Source organism: Streptomyces sp. NPDC004561, assembly GCF_053602155.1.
This window is the reverse complement of sequence record NZ_JBSGDB010000149.1, coordinates 1-18,829: the sequence shown is the minus strand read 5'-3', so window position 1 is coordinate 18,829 and position 18,829 is coordinate 1. Positions and strand designations below refer to the sequence as shown.

16 protein-coding genes and 1 pseudogene are annotated in these 18,829 nt (G+C 71.0%); 7 read left to right on the top strand and 10 right to left on the bottom strand.

Annotated features, from left to right (window positions below; translation table 11 throughout):
- Window positions 1-73 precede the first annotated feature (73 nt).
- The 3 genes from ACWEN3_RS20705 to ACWEN3_RS20695 all read right to left on the bottom strand — a co-directional run bounded on the left by ACWEN3_RS20705 (window position 74) and on the right by ACWEN3_RS20695 (window position 3,468).
- On the bottom strand, window positions 74-2,299 hold the full coding sequence (locus ACWEN3_RS20705) for a hypothetical protein (RefSeq protein WP_452972872.1): 2,226 nt from the start codon (window positions 2,297-2,299) through the stop codon (window positions 74-76).
- A complete protein-coding gene (locus ACWEN3_RS20700; protein WP_452972869.1) occupies window positions 2,296-2,985 on the bottom strand; it encodes an ABC transporter ATP-binding protein in 690 nt (229 codons plus the stop codon). The genes ACWEN3_RS20705 and ACWEN3_RS20700 overlap by 4 nt, the downstream gene beginning before the upstream one ends.
- 162 nt (window positions 2,986-3,147) lie before the next feature.
- Window positions 3,148-3,468, bottom strand: coding sequence for a hypothetical protein (locus tag ACWEN3_RS20695; protein ID WP_452972866.1), 321 nt, complete (start codon window positions 3,466-3,468; stop codon window positions 3,148-3,150).
- 229 nt (window positions 3,469-3,697) lie between these two features.
- On the opposite strand from ACWEN3_RS20695, the pseudogene ACWEN3_RS20690 reads away from it, so the two are divergent.
- Window positions 3,698-5,137, top strand: a pseudogene (locus tag ACWEN3_RS20690) (glycosyltransferase family 39 protein); the annotation flags it as partial.
- 321 nt (window positions 5,138-5,458) lie between these two features.
- Here ACWEN3_RS20690 and ACWEN3_RS20685 read toward each other — a convergent pair.
- From ACWEN3_RS20685 to tnpA, 3 genes are all read right to left on the bottom strand, one after another.
- Entirely contained in the window at window positions 5,459-6,118 is a 660-nt protein-coding gene (locus tag ACWEN3_RS20685; protein ID WP_452972863.1) for a fasciclin domain-containing protein, read from the bottom strand.
- A 154-nt stretch (window positions 6,119-6,272) separates the two neighbouring features.
- Window positions 6,273-7,913 (bottom strand): sulfite oxidase, encoded by a 1,641-nt coding sequence (locus ACWEN3_RS20680; protein WP_452972860.1) that lies wholly within the window; start codon window positions 7,911-7,913, stop codon window positions 6,273-6,275.
- Window positions 7,914-8,196: 283 nt separating this feature from the next.
- Window positions 8,197-8,613, bottom strand: a complete 417-nt coding sequence (tnpA, locus tag ACWEN3_RS20675; RefSeq protein ID WP_452972856.1) for an IS200/IS605 family transposase — start codon at window positions 8,611-8,613, stop codon at window positions 8,197-8,199.
- Window positions 8,614-8,640: 27 nt separating this feature from the next.
- Here tnpA and ACWEN3_RS20670 point away from each other — a divergent pair, with 27 nt between their 5' ends.
- Entirely contained in the window at window positions 8,641-9,885 is a 1,245-nt protein-coding gene (locus tag ACWEN3_RS20670; RefSeq protein WP_452972875.1) for an RNA-guided endonuclease InsQ/TnpB family protein, read from the top strand.
- Between the two features lie 551 nt (window positions 9,886-10,436).
- Complete coding sequence (locus ACWEN3_RS20665; protein ID WP_452972853.1) at window positions 10,437-10,874, top strand: ATP-binding protein; 438 nt, start codon at window positions 10,437-10,439, stop codon at window positions 10,872-10,874.
- 313 nt (window positions 10,875-11,187) lie between these two features.
- Here the strand turns inward: ACWEN3_RS20665 and ACWEN3_RS20660 are convergent, their stop codons facing one another.
- Both ACWEN3_RS20660 and ACWEN3_RS20655 read right to left on the bottom strand, forming a co-directional pair.
- Window positions 11,188-11,358, bottom strand: coding sequence for a DUF5670 family protein (locus ACWEN3_RS20660; protein ID WP_285563149.1), 171 nt, complete (start codon window positions 11,356-11,358; stop codon window positions 11,188-11,190).
- Between the two features lie 172 nt (window positions 11,359-11,530).
- Window positions 11,531-12,487: an NAD-dependent epimerase/dehydratase family protein gene (locus tag ACWEN3_RS20655; protein ID WP_452972850.1), complete on the bottom strand. Its 957-nt coding sequence runs from the start codon at window positions 12,485-12,487 to the stop codon at window positions 11,531-11,533.
- A 194-nt stretch (window positions 12,488-12,681) separates the two neighbouring features.
- Here ACWEN3_RS20655 and ACWEN3_RS20650 point away from each other — a divergent pair, with 194 nt between their 5' ends.
- From ACWEN3_RS20650 to ACWEN3_RS20640, 3 genes are all read left to right on the top strand, one after another.
- Window positions 12,682-13,389, top strand: coding sequence for a TetR/AcrR family transcriptional regulator (locus ACWEN3_RS20650; RefSeq protein ID WP_452972847.1), 708 nt, complete (start codon window positions 12,682-12,684; stop codon window positions 13,387-13,389).
- Between the two features lie 311 nt (window positions 13,390-13,700).
- Entirely contained in the window at window positions 13,701-13,883 is a 183-nt protein-coding gene (locus ACWEN3_RS20645) for a hypothetical protein (RefSeq protein ID WP_452972844.1), read from the top strand.
- Window positions 13,884-14,377: 494 nt separating this feature from the next.
- A complete protein-coding gene (locus ACWEN3_RS20640) occupies window positions 14,378-14,725 on the top strand; it encodes a hypothetical protein (RefSeq protein WP_452972841.1) in 348 nt (115 codons plus the stop codon).
- Between the two features lie 21 nt (window positions 14,726-14,746).
- Here ACWEN3_RS20640 and ACWEN3_RS20635 read toward each other — a convergent pair whose 3' ends face one another.
- Both ACWEN3_RS20635 and ACWEN3_RS20630 read right to left on the bottom strand, forming a co-directional pair.
- On the bottom strand, window positions 14,747-15,010 hold the full coding sequence (locus tag ACWEN3_RS20635) for a hypothetical protein (RefSeq protein WP_452972838.1): 264 nt from the start codon (window positions 15,008-15,010) through the stop codon (window positions 14,747-14,749).
- Between the two features lie 79 nt (window positions 15,011-15,089).
- Window positions 15,090-15,599, bottom strand: a complete 510-nt coding sequence (locus ACWEN3_RS20630; protein WP_452972835.1) for a transglycosylase SLT domain-containing protein — start codon at window positions 15,597-15,599, stop codon at window positions 15,090-15,092.
- Between the two features lie 529 nt (window positions 15,600-16,128).
- On the opposite strand from ACWEN3_RS20630, the gene ACWEN3_RS20625 reads away from it, so the two are divergent.
- The gene (locus ACWEN3_RS20625; protein ID WP_452972832.1) at window positions 16,129-18,777 is read left to right on the top strand and encodes an MFS transporter; all 2,649 of its coding nucleotides are present in this window, start codon (window positions 16,129-16,131) and stop codon (window positions 18,775-18,777) included.
- The last annotated feature ends 52 nt before the right edge of the window (window positions 18,778-18,829 follow it).

The following is an 18,829-nucleotide window of genomic DNA, read 5'->3' as shown; positions in this document are numbered from 1 at the left end:
GTGGACGTGCAGTTCTTCGCGCGGGGGAGCGAGCTGGTCGGGCGCGGGCTGCCGCTGTGCACGTCGGCTGCTCCTACTCTCCGTAGGGGCGCCACCGGGCCGCCTGGCGCAGTGCCGCGCGGGCTCCCCACCACCAGGTGAGGACGGCCAGGACGGCGAGTGCCGATGCGGTGGCGGCCAACGTACTGGCGGAGAGCCCGATGCCGTCGGCCGGGCTCGCCTGGGGCGCGGCCAGCCAGGACGCGACAACGACGCTGGTGGCGATTGCCGCCAGGAGCGGGGCGAGCAGAGCCCAGGCGGCGGCCGAGTAGTAGACCCTGCGCCGGCCGGTCAGCACGCTCAGCGGCGCGACGAGGCGGCTGAACCCCAAAAACTCGGCGAGACTGCCGAGGGCGGCGGCCACGGCGACGACGAGGAGGCCCGGAACCCCGAAGAAGACGACCCATCTGCCGTGGGCCACTCCGTTCCGCGCGCCCACCAGCCAGCCCTCACCCGGGAGTTCCGCGGTGACCGCCGCAACGGGGAGGGTGTCCCTCAGGAGCTGTTTGATCCGGCCGTAGGGCAGGTCCCTCGCGTCGGAGGAGGTCAGGACGAGGTTGCGCGGTGCCTTCTTCCAGTCGTCCGGCACCACGTCTGCCTCCTGTACGGCGATGCGTGCACCGACCGGGACGGACCAGTGCACGGCTTCGGCGATCCGCGGGGCCGCCTGAGCCGTGCCGGTCGTCGTGCCATGCCGCGAGCAGGGCAGCCCTGCGGACCGAAGAGCGGTGCAGGGGGCCTGGATACGGGGGAGGCCGTTCGGGGCGGAGGCCGCCGGCGGGTACAGGGCGAAGCTTTCGGTGTTCTTCGGCAGGTGCCGCAGCGTGCCGGCGAGCTGGTTCGAAGACAGCCTGGCGGGGTCGACCTGGAGGAGCACGACGCTGTGCCCGATGCGGTGCGCCGTGGCCTGGGCGGCCTGTGCACTCGCGCCGAACTGCGAGTTCTTCAGCTGGACCTGGCTGACCAGCACCATGGCGATCCCCACCCCGGCGACCAGCCGAGCGGTCACCCCGGGATGCGCGGCGATGTGCCTACCGGCGACCAGGGCCCCTGTACTGCCCGTTCGGCGAACCGAGTTGGCGGCTTGGGAGCCGGCCGCTGCGGCGCCGAGGGCGACCGCACAGGGGAAGGTGGCCAGGACCGCCACCACACCCGCGTTGTACAGCTTCATCCGGAGGTCCGCGTACAGCGCGGGATCCAGGAGCGCCGGGCCCCAGACGGTGGCGAAGACCAGCAGCGGACAGGCCATCGCGGCCCACCGGATGACCTGTCCCCGACGGGCTGACGACTGGACGGGCCGGGTGCCTCCCCGCCGGCCGGGGCGGTGCATCACACAGACGAGGAGCAGGGTGGCGGCTGCTGCCGCGCAGCCTGCCAGGGCGACGGCCCACCACCAGTGCCGCAGGTCGGCGCCGGACAGCCAGTAGCCGATCCAGGGCAGACGCACGCGGTCCGTCGTCATCGCGAGGAGAGCCGGGAGCGTACCCGACACCGCACCGGCCACAACCGGGGCCGCCGATTCCCCGAGGGAAAGGAGGAGCCGATGGCGCGGGCCGCCACCCAACGCGCTGACCAGCGCGGTGCGCTTGTCCCGGCCCTGCGACCCCATGCGTACGGCGACGACGGCCATCACACCGGCCGGCAGCAGAAGCAGATACAGCGCGGTCAGCAGTTTGCCGCGATCGGCGACGAACAGGACGTCGCCCGCAGGCAGCCCCCGCTGCGCGCCGAACCCCACGACAGGTGAGAATCCGGCCTTGTCGAGTTGTCTGCCGGTGGGATTGACGTAGGCGTACCGCTCACCCGGGCCGGCGAGCCCGGAGTCATGGATGCTGCCGACCACCTTGCCCAGCCTGGCCGGCGCGCCCTCGGCGCGCAGGGCCTGGGACAGCTGTGGTGACAGTACGGCCTCGCCCGGTGCGGGCCACCGGTCCAGCCCCGGCGGAAGGGGGGTGTTCCTGGAGAGCGGGCGAAGGTAGACGATGCTGTACTGGCGTCCTTCGGCCTCGTCGAAGTCGCTCCTGGCAACGGCCACCGCCGGACGGCCGGGGAACGCGTCCTGGAACTGCAGCGCCCGCTCGCCCGTGCGGCGTTCCATCCCGTCGTAGGCGGCGTAGACCGCTGCCACGGCGGACAGGCCGAGTGCCAGTGAGGCTGCCGCGAGCAGCAGGGCGATGGCGCGGACCGCGCCGTCGCCGGTGCGCCGTCCGGCAGCCCGTCCCATGCGCAGCAGTTGGACGCACAGGGGTGCCCCGCTCATGCCCGGCTCCCCGCGGCGTACGGCATCAACGTCGCTTGCCTGAGTTCCAGATGCCGGTCCGCCCTGCGGGCGACCTCGACGTCATGGGTCACCACGACCAGCGCGCAGTCCCATCGTCTGGGCACCGAGAACAGCAGGTCCGCCACGGTGTCCCGGGTGACCGAGTCCAGGGCGCCGGTCGGTTCGTCGGCGAGCAGCAGCGCCGGCTCGTTCATCAGGGCCCGGGCGACCGCGGCTCGCTGTCGTTCGCCTCCGGAGAGCCGGCCGGTCGGCACTCCTGTGACGGGAACACCCAGTTCGACCAGCAACTCCTCCGCTTTGTCATAGGCCTGGCGCGTACCGGTGCCTGCCAGCAGGGCGGCCAGAGCGACGTTCTCCACCGGTGTCAGTTCCGGCAGCAGTTCGCCGAACTGGAAGACGACTCCGATGTGGTTGCTGCGGTGCCGTTCCAGGGCGCGCCGCCTCATCCGTGTCACGTCGGCGCCGGCCACGTGCACCGAGCCCGAAGACGGCTGGATCAGCCCCAGCGCACAGCCCAGCAGGGTGCTCTTGCCGCTCCCGCTCGGCCCGAGGACCGCCACCGACTCCCCGGGTGACACCTCGAGGTCCGCTCCATCCAGCAACACGCGGTCCGCAACCTCGTATCGCAGCCCCCGCAAGGCAAGCACGGGCTGTTTCGGCATCATGCCGTTCACACTCTTCCCCCAGGAGATATCCGCTCGGCCCGGCCGACCGCACTCGTACCGGAAAGACGGTTGGGAGGCGTGTCGGTCTCACACGCCTCCCAACCGTCAGGGCCTCTTACGCAGTGATTGGTCGGTCACTGCGCCGTGGAGAGCCCAGAACTCCTAGCGGTACCACCTGCTGCACTCGTCGTCGTTGTCCTTGACCCAGTTGCAGGTACGCATCTGGGTGACCCTGCCGCCCTTGCCGCTCCAAGCGGTCGTGTTCTTGGCGCTCTTGTTCCACAGGTGGTACGGGTCGGACGGGTCCGTGGTCCGGTAGTAGTCGGTGTGCGCCCACTGGTCCGTGTAGATCGTCAGCGACACCTGCGAGTCGCCGGCGTGCGTCTCCGCGTACGCCTTCGCGGAGGGCGAGTAGGCGCTCAGCGCCATGGCAGGAGATGCCCCCAGCATCGCCACGCCGGCGATCGCCACTCCGATGGCCATCTTCTTCACTTGTGTTTCCCCTCGTTTCCATGAACCTCGAAAAGATCTTCGAGGCGTGCACACATTACACATCTTGATCATGTGACGGTCCGTCATAGTGCCTGTGCACCATGTGATTTGGTCAACACATCCGATCTGCGGGACGGATGCCAGACTGCTGCCCGGGAGCACCTATCGTCTTGGGGCGTTGGTTCCGTACATGACATCGCAGCAAGGATCTGGCCGCTCCATGGCATCTCACATAGCCGGTCTCCGGCATCGCCTGCCCGTCTGGCCGGTCCCGCTGCTGTGGACTGTGGGCCTTGGCTTGTGGGGGCTGCCCCGGCAGCACAGCGTTTGGCGGGACGAGGCCGTGACCTGGCAGGTGGCCCAGCGGTCGGTCGCCGAGATATGGCACATGCTGGGGCAGGTCGACGCCGTGCACGGGCTCTACTACCTCTTGATGCACGTCGTCTTCGAGTGTTTCGGGCCCGGTACCACGACGTTGCGTCTGCCATCCGTGCTCGCCATGGCCGCAGCCGCGGTCTGTGTGGCCGTCGTGGGCCGACGACTGGCGGGGTTCTGGGCGGGCCTGGGGGGCGGGCTGGCCCTGGGGCTGCTCCCGTCCGTGCAGTTCTACCTGCAAGAAGGCCGCCCCTACGCGCTGGTCGCGGCCGGTGCGGGAGGCGCGACGCTGCTTTTGGTGACCCAGCTCCAGCGCCGTGGCCGGGCGGCGTACTGGGCGGCGTACGGCGGCGTGATTCTGCTGTGCGCGCTGCTGAACTGGTTATCGCTGCTGATCCTGCCCGCGCATGCGGTGACCTTGGTCTGGACGCGTGCCGGGCGCAGAGAGTGGATGCGCTGGGCAGTGGCCTCCGCGTCCGCCGTGGTGTGCGTACTGCCGTTGATCCTTTTCAGCCGGGGGCAGTCCGATCAGGTGTCCTGGATACCGCCGCTGACCTGGCACATGATGATCGGCCCGGCAGTTCTCCTGGGGATCGGTGGTCTCGGCGCTCTGGCGGACCGACCGCAGGCCGGCCGGCTGTCGGCGGCGGCCGTCGGGCTGCCGCTGCTGGCGGTGCCCCAGCTGGGGTTGATCGGCCTCTCCCTGATCCAGCCGCTGTTCGTGGACCGGTACATTCTGTTCAGCCTCGTCGGGCTTGCGCTGCTGATCGGTGCCGGGCTCGATGCGGCGGTACGGGCGGCCGCGCCGCGGTTCCCGAGGGCGTCGACGTGGCTTGTCCCTGCAGCAGTCGCCGTAGCGGTGGTTGCGCTTCTGCCGCAGTCGCTGGCCAAGCGGTCCCCGGCGAGCAGGGTGGACGACGTCCTGGCCATAGCGGCTGACGTCCAGCAGCTGAAGAACACCGGCGACGCGGTCCTCTTCGTCCCCGCGGCCCGGCGCGACACCGCGCTGGTCTCGCCCGATGCCTTCGCCGGTCTGCGGGACATCGCGCTGGCCGAGAGCCCGGTGGCTTCCGGGACGCTGAAGGGCGAGGAAGCCGCGCCGGCCCGCATTCGGGCCTCGATGCTGGCTCAGCAGCGGATCCTGCTGGTGACGGACGCGACTTCGGTGGCCCGTCCGGCGTCGGGCGGGCGGGACACGGTGAAGCTGGCCGTGCTGAAGAAGTACTTCCGGGTCGTGGCGGACGAGCAGATCCGTGGGCGGCGGGTGACGGTGTACGAGCGCCGGCTCCATGGTGGAAACGCCGGCACGCGGCCGGGGCCGGAACGCGTCCCCACCGCGACCACGCCCGCCTTCCAGTCGGCGCCGGGGACGGCAGGTCCGTCGCAGAGACGGGTGGTTCGTACCACACCGTCCCACCGCCGGGGCTGTGTTCCACGCCCCGGCGCCGCGCCACGGCCTCGACCAACCACTTCTGAAACACGCCTCAGGAGCGGCCAAGGTTGCCGGTGTGTCCGTGTGTCACCGACCTGGGGGGGGGGGGGGGGGGGTTGCGGGGGGGGGCGCCCCCCGGCCGGGGGGGGGGGGGGGGGCGGGCGCCGGCGGGGGTCACATCTTCGGCATGAGGACGGTGTCGATGATGTAGACGTTGGCGTTGGCGGTCCTGACGTTGCCGCAGACCACCTTCGCGGAGTCGTTGACGGTGTAGGACTCGCCCGAGCCGGAGGTGGTCACCTTCGACTTCTCCAGCGTGCCGAAGGAGCCGTTCGTCAGGTCCTTCGGCGTGAGCTTTTGGCCGACGACGTGGTAGGTGAGGATCTTCGTCAGCATCGCCTTGTCGTTGAGGACCTTGTCCAGGGTGGCCTTCGGGATCTTCTTGAAGGCGTCGTTGGTCGGCGCGAACACGGTGATGTTCTGGGCGTTGTTGAGGGTGTCGACCAGGCCGGCCTTCTTCACCGCGGTCACCAGCGTGGACAGGACGGGGTTGTTGGAGGCGGCGGTGGCGACCGGGTCCTTGGCCATGCCGTCGAAGGAGCCGGCGCCGTTCTTCGGCACGGCGGAACAGGCCGCGCCGAACGGCTGGTCCATGCCGCTCGCGCTGCTGCTCGAGCCGCCCATGTCGTCGCTGCTCCGGGTGGCCGTGGGCGACGCCTTGCCGGCGGAGTCGGACGTGCCCGAGTCGCTGCTGCCGGAGCAGGCGGTCAGGGCCAGGGGCAGCACGGCGGCGGCGGCGAAGAGACCGGTGGTACGGCGGATACGGGTGTTCATCATGTTCTCCTGTTGGAACGGGTGCAGCACGTGGCTGCGTTCGGGGGTGTTGCGGAAAGGTGGTTCGGGCAGAGCACGCGGCCCTTGCGGGTGGGGCAGGCGATCACTCGACGGTGGTGATCACTCGGTGGTGGTGATCGGTCGGCGGTGGTGATCACTCGACGGTCACGACCACGGAGTGCCATCCGCTGGCGCCGTCGGGGATCGTGCGGGTGCGTCTGGCGGTCTGCACCGTGCCGGTGCGGTCGGTGGCGCGCACCGTGAGGGTGTGGCCGCCCGTGGTGGCCTGCCAGGGAAGCGACCACTGGCGCCAGGTGTCGCGGGTGTCCTCGGCGGCCAGGCGGGCCTCGCGCCAGGGTCCGTCGTCGATCCGGACCTCGACCCTGTCGATGCCCCGGTGCTGGGCCCAGGCGACACCGGCGATCATCACCGTGCCCGCCCTGGGCCGGGCGAACGGCTTGGGGGTGTCGATACGCGAGGCGGTCTTGACCGGGGCCCGGCGGGCCCAGCCGCGCCTGACCCAGTAGGGGTCGTAGGCATCGAAGCCGGTCAGTTCGATGTCCGTGATCCACTTGCAGGCCGAGACGTACCCGTACAGGCCCGGGACGACCATCCGTACGGGGAAGCCGTGTTCGAAGGGCAGCGGCTCGCCGTTCATGCCGAGGGCGAGCAGGGCGTCCCGGCCGTCCATGACGTCCTCGAGGGGGCTGCCGATCGTCATGCCGTCCACGGAGCGGGCCACCAGCTGGTCCGCCGCACCTCCCCGGGAGGGGGGCCTGACCCCGCACTCGGCGAGCAGGTCGGCCAGCCGCACGCCGATCCAGCGGGCGTTGCCCACGTAGGGGCCGCCGACCTCGTTGGACACGCATGTCAGGGTGATGTTCCGCTCGATCAGTTCCCTGCGCAGCAGGTCCTCGAAGGAGTAGGCGGCCGGCCGGCGCACCCCTTCGCCGTGGATGCGCAGGCGCCAGCCGGTGGCGTCCACCTTGGGCACCACCAGCGCGGTGTCCACGCGGTAGAAGTCCTTGTTCGGGGTGACGAAGGGGCTGATCCCGTCGATCCGCAGCGCGGCCCTCTGGGGTACCGGTCGTGCCGGTGACCCGGGGCGCGGCAGAACGACCTGGTTGCGTGAGGCGACCGAGTCCTGGCCGCGCGAGGCGTTCAGCGACCGGCCGACCGCGCCCACCGCGGCGGACGCGGCCGCGGCGGAGGCGGCCGCGAGGACGAATCCCCGCCGGTCCCATCCCCCGGGCGCAGGTGAGTCGGCTCCCGCTTGCTCCGTCGCGGACCCGGACGGCGGGGCAGGGGGCCGCCTCGCCGTTGTCAGGCGGCCCGCGAGGGCGTACAGAAGCAGTGCCCCGGCGATGGCCCCCACCAGGGAGGGCAGTGCGTCGGTCAGGCTCGTGGAGTCGGGCCGGCCCAGGGCGGCCGCCGCCCCGACGGCCCCGAAGACAAAGACTCCGGCGGCCGCGGCCCGCCGGAACCGTACCGCCGGCACGCCCAACGCCAGGGCCAGCACGGTCAGTACGGCGAGGATGCCGAGCTGCAGCACGAGCTTGTCGTCGGTGCCGAAGTGACGGATCGCCCAGTCCTTGACCGGGGCGGGCGTTGCGTCGATGGCCGCGCCGCCCACCGCGACGACCGGGCCGGACTGCGGGCGCACGGCCGCCGCGACCAGTTCGGCCACCGCCAGAGCGGCGAAGCCGGCCAGCAGCCCGCTCAACGCGCCCAGCGCGCCCAGCGCAAGACGCGGCAGGCCTTGCCGTGTTCGGTGTTCCTTCTCCTCGTCCCTCACGCCCGGAATCCGGTTCTGCCACGGCGGCGGATTGGTGACAGCCCCCGATCAGGTGAAAAGAGATCTCACGCCAATCCGGCACGCATTCCGCAACGGATTACGGGGTTGGCCGGCGGTGATGGCTCGGCCCTTCCGGTCGCGTTCCCGGCCGGCTTCCGGTGCGGCACACGGGAACACGAGACGTCGTACGCCGGCTGCCGCGCCGGGTTACCGGGACTCTTGCAGAAAGCCCCGGCGTTCACGCCGGGGATGAATGCATCTCAAGGCTGCTCTGACGTGTGCCTTAGAGTGGACGTTTTTGCTGCTCGATGTACTGGCGGACGATGGCCAGTGGTGCTCCGCCGCACGACGCGGAGAAGTATGAGGGCGACCACAGGTGCCCGTGCATGATGGCGCGGTTGATCCGGCCGGTGAACTCCTGCCGTATCCGGCGAGCGGAGACGCCCTTGAGGCTGTTGACCAGCTTCGAGACGGCGACCTTGGGCGGGTAATGCACCACCAGGTGGACGTGATCGCGTTCGCCGTTGAACTCCTTCAGCTCCGCTTCGAAATCCTCGCAGACCTTGCGCATGATCTCTTCGCAGCGCGTCAGCATCTCGTCGTTGAACACCCCGTGCCGGTACTTCGTCACAAAGACCAAATGCACATGCATCGCCGAAACAACGTGTCTGCCACGCCTGTAGTCGTTCTGTCCATCCATAAGACCAATCGTAGTAGGGTCGAGGGTGTGCAGCTCCGCTACAACTACCGGGCCTACCCGGACGCCTCCCAGCGCCATGCGCAGGCCAGTGCGTTCGGATGCGCCCGCGTGGTGTGGAACGACTGCCTGCGCGACCGCAGGCAAGCGCACGCGGCAGGACTGCCGTACGTGACGTCGGCCGAGTTGTCCCGGCTTCGCATCACCCAGGCCAAGCGCACCGAGGAACGTGCCTGGCTTGCCGACGTGTCGGCGGTCGTCCTGCAACAGTCCCTGCGGGACCTGGATGCCGCCTACAAGAACTTCTTCGACAGCCTGGGGGGCAAGCGGCAGGGCCGCAAGGTCGGTCCTCCCCGCTGCAAATCGAAGAAAGACACCCGGCAGTCGATCCGCCTCAACACCAACGCCTTCTGCCTGAAAGGCGATGGCACGGTGTACGTGGCCAAGGTCGGCGATCTCAAGGTCAAGTGGTCCCGCCGGCTTCCGGCCGCACCCACGTCCCTGACCGTCACCAAGGACAGCTGTGGCCGGTACTTCATCAGCTTCGTCGTGGACACCGAGCCGGACGTCCTCCCCGAGACGGAGACTGAAGCCGGTATTGACCTCGGCCTGTCAGCCTTCGCCGTCCTGTCCGACGGCCGGAAGATCGACAGCCCGCGCTTCCTGCGCCGTGCCGAGAAGAAGCTCAAACGCCTTCAGCGGGAGCTGTCCCGCAAGGCCAAGGGATCGAAGAACCGGGCCAAGGCCCGCATCAAGGTCGCACGCCAGCACGCCAAGGTGGCCAACCGGCGCCGGGACTGGCACCACAAGGCATCCACACAGATCATTCGCGACAACCAAGCGGTGTACGTGGAAGACCTCGCGGTGTCCGGCCTCGGGCGCACCCGGCTTGCCAAGTCCGTGCACGATGCGGGATGGTCCGCGTTCGTCGGCATGCTGGAGTACAAGGCGGTCAAGCACGGCCGCACCTTCGCCAAGGTGGACCGCACCTTCCCGTCCTCTCAGATCTGCTCGGCCTGCGGATTCCGGGACGGCGCCAAGCCCCTGCACGTCAGGGAGTGGACGTGCAGCAAGTGCGCCACCGTGCACGACCGCGACCACAACGCAGCACGTAACGTCCTCTTCGAAGGACGCCGAATCGTCGCCGCCGGACGGGTGGAGACGCTAAACGCCTGTGGAGTGCCGGTAAGACGGGCACACGTGCCCGCACAGCGCGTTGAAGCAGGAAGCCCCCGGAAGGGTCAGACGACCCAGGCCGGAATCCCTGGACTTTAGGCCAGGGAGCAGGTCAAGTCAGCCCCGTCGACCCACCCCCACCCACCCACGGAAGGCACTCGGCAACTGCTCGTGCCCGCATGCGAGTTGGTCTCGTCCGCCCGGCGGGCCGCAGGCTCTTGCGGGCCGTGGTCGTCACCGGCAGGACGGAAGGAAGAACGCTTGCCCGGTTGCCGGTGAGCAGGACGGGCGGCGCCTGCGGTTCGCTGTCGCCGGCTCACCGGGGCCAATACCGGGCGAGGGCTTTCTCCCGGTACGGGGCCGGGCCGACGCCGAGTTCGCCGGCGAAGGGGCGGTCCAGGACGAAGACCAGCAGCAGGCTGAAGCCGACCAGGCCCGCGACCGACGGCGGCCCGCGGCGCGTGGCGCGGCTTCACCGCGGCCCTCGGACGACTCGCCCGGCGCTGCCGGCAGGCGCCCCTGGTGGCACGGCCGCCTTCCGGGGGAAGGAGTGCGCAACGGGACAATTTCGCCCCGCGGCTCAGGTTGGGTCTGCCGTCTGCCCGGGCACGAGACAAGCACCGTGGCCGGCCGAAGGAGGGACAGGGACAGTGGCGAAGGATTCATCGCTGAAGGCTGTCGGGTGGGCGCGTTCGCTGCCGATCAGCAGCGGGGTGAAGGCGGCCCGGGACTGGACGCGTGCGCATCTGGTCGCGCTCGGCTGGGAGGACACGGCACCGGATCTGCTGGAATCGGTCGTGCTGGCTGTGTCCGAGCTGGTCACCAACGCCCATATCCACGCCCGCACCACGGCACAGCTCATCCTCACCTGGGACAACGAGTGCCTGCACGTGACCGTGCACGACGCCTCGACGCGGCTGCCCGAGCAGCGCCAGGCCGATGACGCGGCCCTGGGGGGACGCGGACTGCTCCTGATCGACGCCCTCACCGACAGCTGGCAGGCCCACCGCTGCCCCCGCGGCAAGGACGTCACCGCCTGCTTCCAGCCGCCCGCCCCCGCCAGGCCCGGCACGAACGGCGCCGGGTGAGAGCCGGGGCCGGGTGAGAGCCGGGGCCGGGCGTCCGGCAGGACCGTGACGGCGGCCCGCCGCACCACCCTGAACCACCTGACGGCGCAGCCTGTCCTCATGGGTGCACCGGCGCCGCGGGTGTAGGAGGCGGTTCCACTGCCGGCCCGCGGGGCCGGTGCCCCTCCCGGCTACCCTCCGGGACGCCCGATACGCCCGATTCCTGCACCCCGGGCGGGGTGCGGGTCCTCGCACGCGCGAGGGCCCGGCCGTCCCCGGCCGGGCCCCTCTTCACATCCCGCGCGGCGTGCGCCTGGTACCGGGACGCCGGTGGCTACCAGCGGTACCAGCGGCCCCGGCGGCCGCCGCTGCCCGCGGGCCGGACCAGGAAGCCCAGCAGCCACAGGACCAGCACGATCACCGCGATCCACCACAGCGCCTTCAGCGCGAAGCCCGCGCCGAAGAGGATCAGGGCCAGGAGAAGAACCAGAAGAAGGGGAACCATCGTTATCAACCTCCTGGCCACCGGATGCCCTTACTTCAGCCCTACAAGCACACAAATTATGGGTTACTTCCACGCATTGAAGGGCATGTGTGCGCCTCGCGGCGTTCCCCTTCTCCCCGCCGCACGCCCACCGGCCACCGGCCACCGGAGGGGGGTGATGGCCGATGGGTGGTCAGCGGTTCTGCAGCCAGGTCCGGTACCAGGCCAGCGTGGCGTCCAGGGCGTCCGCGAGCGGGGTGGGGGCGGTGGCGAAGGTGCGCTCGAAGGCGGAGGAGTCCACGATCTGCGGCTCCAGGTGCTGGTAGAACATCTCGGCGTACTCGGCCATGAACTGCTCGTCGAACGGGCCGAAGGGGCGGGGCTCTTCGAGGACCACGGACTTCAGCGGCCGGCCCAGGCGCTCCTCGATCATGGTGTAGATGTCGCGGGTGCTGACCGCCGGCGCGGTGGGCAGGTGCCACACCCGGCCGTCGCCCTCGGGCCGCTCCCCCAGGGTCGCGAGGCCGGCGGCGACGTCGCCGATGTAGGTGTAGCTGTGCGGCAGGTCGATGTCGCCCATGCCCAGGACCTCCGTGCCGGTGAGCGCGCCGGGGAAGACGGCGGCCCCGAGGCTGGAGTTGAGCACGCCGGGGCCCATGAAGTCGGCGGAGCGGCCGAGGACGACCCGGGCGCGGCCCTCGCGGTGCGCGGCCAGGTAGCCCTCGTCGAGCGCGGCCCGCATGCGGCCCTTGCGGCTGGTGGCCTTCCACGGGCTCTCCTCGGTCATCGGCGCCCCGCCCGTCTCGCCGTAGGGGTAGAGGGTGTCGAGCACGACCAGGCGGGCGCCCGCGTCCGCGGCGGCGCCGAGGACGGCCGCCTGGATGCGCGGCATCACCTCGACCTGGAGGTGGTAGCCGACGTTGACGCAGTGGTGGACGACGGCGGCACCGGCGACGGCCCGGCGTGCGCCGTCCGCGGTGCTGACGTCGGCGGCATACCGCTCGACACCGTCGAGGGCCGGCCCGCCGGCCGTGCGGTCCACCAGGCGTACGGCGTGGCCGCGGCGCACCAGTTCGCGGGCGAGGGCGGTTCCGGCGGGCCCGGACCCGAGGACGGCGTGCAGGGCGCGGGGGGTGGCGGCAGCGGTCATGACGGGCTCCTTCTGGCTGATCGGACCGCTTTCCGCGCGGGGCGGGGCGGCCGATTCCGGACGCTTCGAGTTATCCACACTCTCGACAGTTAGAGACTGTAACTGAAGCGATGGGTGATAGCAACAGTGGTGGGGCAGGGCGGGCGTTAAGGTGTGTCACGGGGTCCGCGGAGGGCCCGTGAAAGGAGTCGTCCATGGCCGCCGCCTCGCTCAGCCCGAGGGCCCGCTACCGGGAGCAGACACGCGCGGAGATCAAGGAGATCGCGCTCAGGCAGCTCGCCGAGGGCGGTACGGCGGCCGTGGCGCTGACCCGGATCGCCAAGGAGGTCGGCCTGTCCGGCCCCGCCCTGTACCGCTACTTCGACAGCCGCGACGCCCTGCTGACCGACCTGATCCGCGACACCTACGCCGACCTCGCGGCCGCCGTCGCCGCCGCCTCCGACGCGCTGCCCGCCGACGGGACACGGCGCGCGCGCCTGCACAGCCTCGCGGCGGCCGTGCGGGGCTGGGCCCTCGCCGAGCCCCACCGCTACCTGCTGATCGAGGGGACGCCGGTGCCGGGCTACACGGCTCCGGCCGACACCCTGGACAGCGCCCGGGCCGTGCTCGGGCCGTTCCTGGCCTGCTTCGGGGAGACGGCGCCCACGCCCGCCGCGCACCCGCTGGCGGCCCAGATGACGGCGTGGGCCGCCGAGAACACCGGCGTCGCCGGATGGGTGCGCGAACACACCGCCACCGGCGAGGCGGGAGTCACCCTGGCCGGGGCCGTGCTCGCCTGGACCCAGCTCCACGGGGCGGTGAGCCTGGAGGTCTCCGGCCAGTTCCACGGCATGGGCCACGACGGAGGCACCCTGCTCACGGCACAGATGGACTCACTCGCCGACACCTTCGGCCTGGACTGACCGGCACCCGGCCGGGGCCGGTCAGAGCCTGTCCGGTTCCGGGGCCCTGGGTGTTCCGGGGCCCTGGGTGGGGCCCGCTTGGGGCCTGTCCGGGTCCGTATGAGGTCCGCTCGGGGTCTGCTTGGGGCCTGGCTGGTGCTCCGACCGGGAAGGTTCACCGGGGTGGCGGCGCGTCAGGGCTCGTTGCGTGCAAAGCCGTCCGTCGGCGTGGCGTCGCGCGAGGCCGCGATGACGGGGCTGTGAGGGGCGGCGGTTGAATGTCCTGCTGCGGACTGACGCCTTTCACGTCCGGTGATCGCTGGCGTGGCCCGGTGCTGAAGCAGATCGGGGGGCGATGGGCATCGCTGCGGGACGGTGTCGTGGCGGCGGCGGACCGGCGGCCGGTGGCGGCCTGGGCCGTGGTCGCGCTGGGGGTGAGTGTTGCGGTCGCCGTGCCGGGGGACGCACTCGGCGGGACGGCGGCCTATCTCTTCGGGCCGGCGCCGTTCTACTAGTTTCCTGGCTCTCCCGATCGCCCTGCTGATGCTCGGCGCCGCCGCCCTGGCCGGGTATGCGATCGCGGACCTGCCGAGACGCTGGTTCGGCTGGAGCCGAAGGCGGTCCAGGGGCATGGCGCTGCTCGTCGGCTTCGCCGGACTGGCGCCCTGGCTCGTGCCCGACGGGCCGTCGGTGTGGCGCGCGGGGCAGGCGCCGGGCTGGGCGGCCGCGTGCTGCGGCGCGGGCTTGCCGGCTCTTCCCGCCGCTGCTTTGCTGCCGATCCCGCGGCGCCGGAGCCGGGCGGCCCAAGCGGTCGGGCTGCTGCTCCTTGCCGGGGTCTGGGGATGCGCCCGGCCTGCGTGGCTCGACGCGGAGTCGGGCGCGGCCTGTCTGGCCCTGGGTTCGCCGCCGCGCTCGCTTCTTCGTCTGGTCGACTGGGAAGGGGGGCGTCCCCGCCACCGTCGGCTACCAAGGCGGCCGGGTCAGCGTCGCGTACGACCGGCCCACCCCCTTGCCCGCACCGGACGGGCGCCAGGTGGCCGCGCTCGTCACCGAACGGCTGCCGAACGGACGGGGAGCGGGCTTCGTCTGCGCCGAGGGGCGGGCGGTCGGCGCCCTGGCCTCGGGGCCGCCGGCTTTCGGCCCCGGTCCCGCAGGTGCCTGCGTGGCGCTGGGCCGCGGGCTGACGAGGGTCGGCGGCCGCGCCCTCGCCCGGCAGGACGGCGACGTCCTGCTGTTCCTGGTCACGGACGGCGACTTGAGCGCCGCCGGAGACCTGCCTTCGATGATCCGGGTCCTGAACTCGGAGCATGTTGCCGCGGACTCCGGGATTCGTGACCTCGCGCCACCACACGACTGACCAGCCGCGGGCAGCCACCGGTCACGCGGTCACCGCTCGGTCTCCCCACCGGATGCCCTTTTCTCGCTGCGGATGCGGGCGCGTTCGCGGCGCCCTCAGCAGGTGCTCGTCGGCGCCGAGTTCGGGGAAGGCCGCGAGGGGTTCGGTGCGGGCCGCCTGCTCGGCGAACCGCCGGGAGCCGGCGTGGCCGCGGGCGTGCGGCGGCCGTTCGGGGGCGCTTGGAGCCGGGTAGGCGCGCCGGGTCCGCTCACCGTCCGGCAGGTGTGGTGCGCGGGCGGGCGCCACAGGTCCTGGGGGGCGCGGTGGAGGCCTCTGCGGTCTGCGGGCCGTCCACCGTGGCCGGTGCCTGTGCTCAAGGGCCGGGTCAGTAGGCGGAGTTCACCTTGTCGATGGAGCCGTAGCGGTGGGCGGCGTAGTTGGCGGCCGCGGTGATGTTGGCCACCGGGTCCTTGATGCTGTGAGCGGTGCCGGCCACGTGGTAGGTGTTGAAGGTGGGGTCGATCACCTGCAGCAGGCCCTTGGACGGGATGCCCTTCTTGGCGTTGACGTCCCAGTTGTTCTGCGCGTTGGGGTTGCCGCCGGACTCGCGCATGATGTTGCGCTTGAGGCCCTCGTAGCTGCCCGGGATGCCCTTGGCCTTCATGATGCTCAGCGACTGCTTGATCCAGCCGTCGAGGTTGTTGGCGTAGCCGGCCTTGCCCGCGGTGGCGTGGGTGTTGTTCGAGGCCGTGACCACCGAGGAGGCGTGCACCTGCGTCATCTCGGCTGCCTGCGCGCTCGCCGGCATCAGGGTGATCGCGGCGGCTGCCGCGCCCGTGGTGGCGAGACCGGTCAGAGCGATACGGGCGAAGCGGGTGTGAGTGGTCATGGCCATGCGAAAGGAACTCTCCAGTGGGGGACGTCGTCGTGCCGGCCGCGGTCGATCGCGGTGGCGTGAGGGGCGGGGCCGCTGTCGGCGTAAGCGGGTGGATCCGGTGGGGATCCGCTCGATCCGTCTCGTGGCTCCCAGCGACGAGAGCAATGGTTAGCGGCGGCCGGACCGGGGTGCAATGATGTGACGTACTACCCGACTACGGAGCAATGTCCGAAATGCTGGAGATATAGGCATTTATCTCCTGCTCAGGCCGTTCCGTTCCTACGATGCCCGGTAGGACGTGATGTGGCTCCTATGGGTGGCATCACACGCGGAGGGCGCGTAGAGGCCCATGGAGGGCACTCGGGGGTTTCGGTCACACGCCCGCTCCGGGCAGGACCTACACTCACTTGGTAGCCGCAAGCAACAGAACGTGCGTCATGATCGGAACGGGGCTGAAGCTCCTCGAAGACCACGTGGTGGACCACACGTACAGAGCCTCGGAGCCGGGCAGTGCCCGCGGCGAGGCGAGGCAAGGAGATTTTCACGCATGACCATGTCCGCGTCCCCGGCCCGCGGGGGACCCGCAGCGATACCGGCATCGGCGCCACCGGCCGGCAGGCTGACGCATCGGCAGATCATGACGATCCTGAGCGGCCTGATGCTGGGGATGTTCCTTGCGGCCCTCGACCAGACCATCGTCAGCACCTCGATCCGTACGATCGCGGACGATCTGCACGGACTCAGCGCGCAGGCGTGGGTCACCACCGCGTACCTGATCACCTCCACCATCAGCACGCCGCTGTACGGAAAGCTGTCCGACCTCTACGGCCGCAAGCCCTTCTTCCTGGCGGCCATCAGCATCTTCATCGTCGGCTCGGCCGCCTGTTCGTTCTCCACCTCGATGACCGAGCTGGCCGCCTTCCGGGCCTTCCAGGGCATCGGCGCGGGCGGTCTGATGTCGCTGGCGCTGGCGATCATCGGTGACATCGTGCCGCCCCGCGAGCGGGCCCGGTACCAGGGCTACATGCTCGCGATGTTCGGCTCCTCGAGCGTGCTCGGCCCGCTGATCGGCGGTTTCCTGGCGGGCCGCAGCAGCATCCTGGCCATCGCCGGCTGGCGCTGGGTGTTCCTGGTCAACGTGCCGGTCGGCATCATCGCGCTGTTCGTCGTCGCCAAGGTGCTGAACATCCCGCACACCCGGCGCGAGCACCGCATCGACTGGTGGGGCGCGATCACCATCGCCATCGGCGTGGTGCCGCTGCTGCTCGTGGCCGAGCAGGGCCAGGACTGGGGCTGGACCTCCACCAGGGCCTACGTCTGCTACGCGGTCGGCGCGGTCGGCCTGGTCGCATGGATCTTCGTGGAGCGGGCGATGGGCGAGGAGGCCCTGATCCCGATGCGGCTGTTCCGCAGCGCCGTGTTCAGCAAGATGAGCCTCCTCTCCGTGCTCATCGGCATGGGCATGTTCGGCGGGATGATGATGGTCCCGCTGTACCTGCAGATCGTGAAGGGCGTCAGCCCCACCAGGTCCGGCCTGCTGATGCTGCCGCTGATGGTCGGCATGATCGCCGGAACCATCGTGGTCGGCCGCATCATCCAGAAGACCGGCAAGTACAAGATCTTCCCGATCATCGGCACCGCGCTGATCATCGCCGCCATGCTGCTGTTCCACTACCGGGTCCAGTGGGACACGCGGCTGCCGGAGACCATGGCCTACATGGCGCTGTTCGGCATCGGCCTCAGCGGGTGCATGCAGATCCTGACCCTGGCCGTGCAGAACGCCGTCGAGCCCAAGGACATGGGCGTGGCGACCGCGTCGGCCACCTTCTTCCGGCAGATGGGCGGCACCGCCGGTACCGCGATCTTCCTCTCCGTGCTGTTCAGCACCGTCGGCGACAAGATCAGCTCGGCCTTCCGGTCCGCGTACGAGACGCCCGCCTTCCGGGCCGCGCTCCATGACCCGGCCGTACGCGCCAACCCCGCGAACGCCCCGGTGCTGCAGATGTTCAAGCACCCCCACGCGGGCGGCGGAAGCGGCTCGGGCGTGCTCGACGACTCCTCGTTCATCCAGCAGCTCGACCCGCGTCTGGCCCAGCCCTTCAAGGCCGGCTTCACCGACTCGATGCACCTGGTGTTCATCATCGCGGCGGCCGTGATGGTCCTCGGCTTCCTGGTCGCGGTGTGGACCAAGGAGGTGCCGCTGCGCAAGGTCTCCGGTCTTGAGGCGCGGGCCGCCGAGGAGAACGGCGGCCCGGCGCCGGAGACGGCCGCGACCGACGCCGCCGAGCAGGCCGTCGCCGGACCCGAGCCCACCGCCGAACTGGCCGCCGCCGGACTCCAGCCCGCCGCCGAAATGGCTGCCGCCGGGATCCAGCCCGGGACCGAGCCGGGTACCGACAGGTTCGAGCCCGTGCACGCCTCCGCCCTGCGGCACGGCGTCCGCGGCCGGGTGCTGGACGGCACCGGCGCGCCGGTGCCCCAGGCCGTGATCACCCTGATCGACGTCAACGGACGGCAGCTCGGCCGTGCCGTCAGCGGCGCGGACGGCGTCTACGCGGTGTCCGTCACCAACCCCGGCACCTATGTGCTGATCGGCGCCGCCGGCGCCCGCCAGCCGCAGGCCGTCACGGTGGTCGTGGGCGACGAGCCGGTCGAGTGCGACCTCGCGCTCAGCGGTACGGCCGCCCTCACCGGATCCGTCCGGGACGCCGCCGACGGGCACCCGCTGACCGGAGCCCTGCTGGTCGCCACCGACGTGCGCGGCGAGGTCGTCTCCTCCGGGACCTCCGCCGACGACGGCGCCTTCGTGCTCGCCGACCTGGTGCCCGGCAGCTACACGGTCGCGGTGAACGCGTCCGGGTACCGCCCGGCCGCCCATCCGGTCGACGTCGCCCCGGGAGCCGTGGAGCCCCTGGTGATCCGCCTCGAACCCGGTGCCCGGCTCCGCGGCGTCATCCGCAGTGCCACCGGCACTCCGCTCGACGACGCCAAGGTCACACTGCTGGACTCGGCCGGGAACGTGATCGGTACGGCGGTCACCGGTTCCGACGGCGCCTACGGGTTCACGGACCTCGACGGTGGCGAGTACACCGTCATCGCCAGCGGCTACGCGCCGGTCGCCGCGTCCGTCCGCCTGGACGGCAGCGGCATCGCCGGCTTCGACCTCGATCTGTCCCACCAGGACGAGTCCCGGTAACAGCCGGTCCGGGACCGGATCCAGGGACAGTGCACCGCGAAGTGCGGGCGGC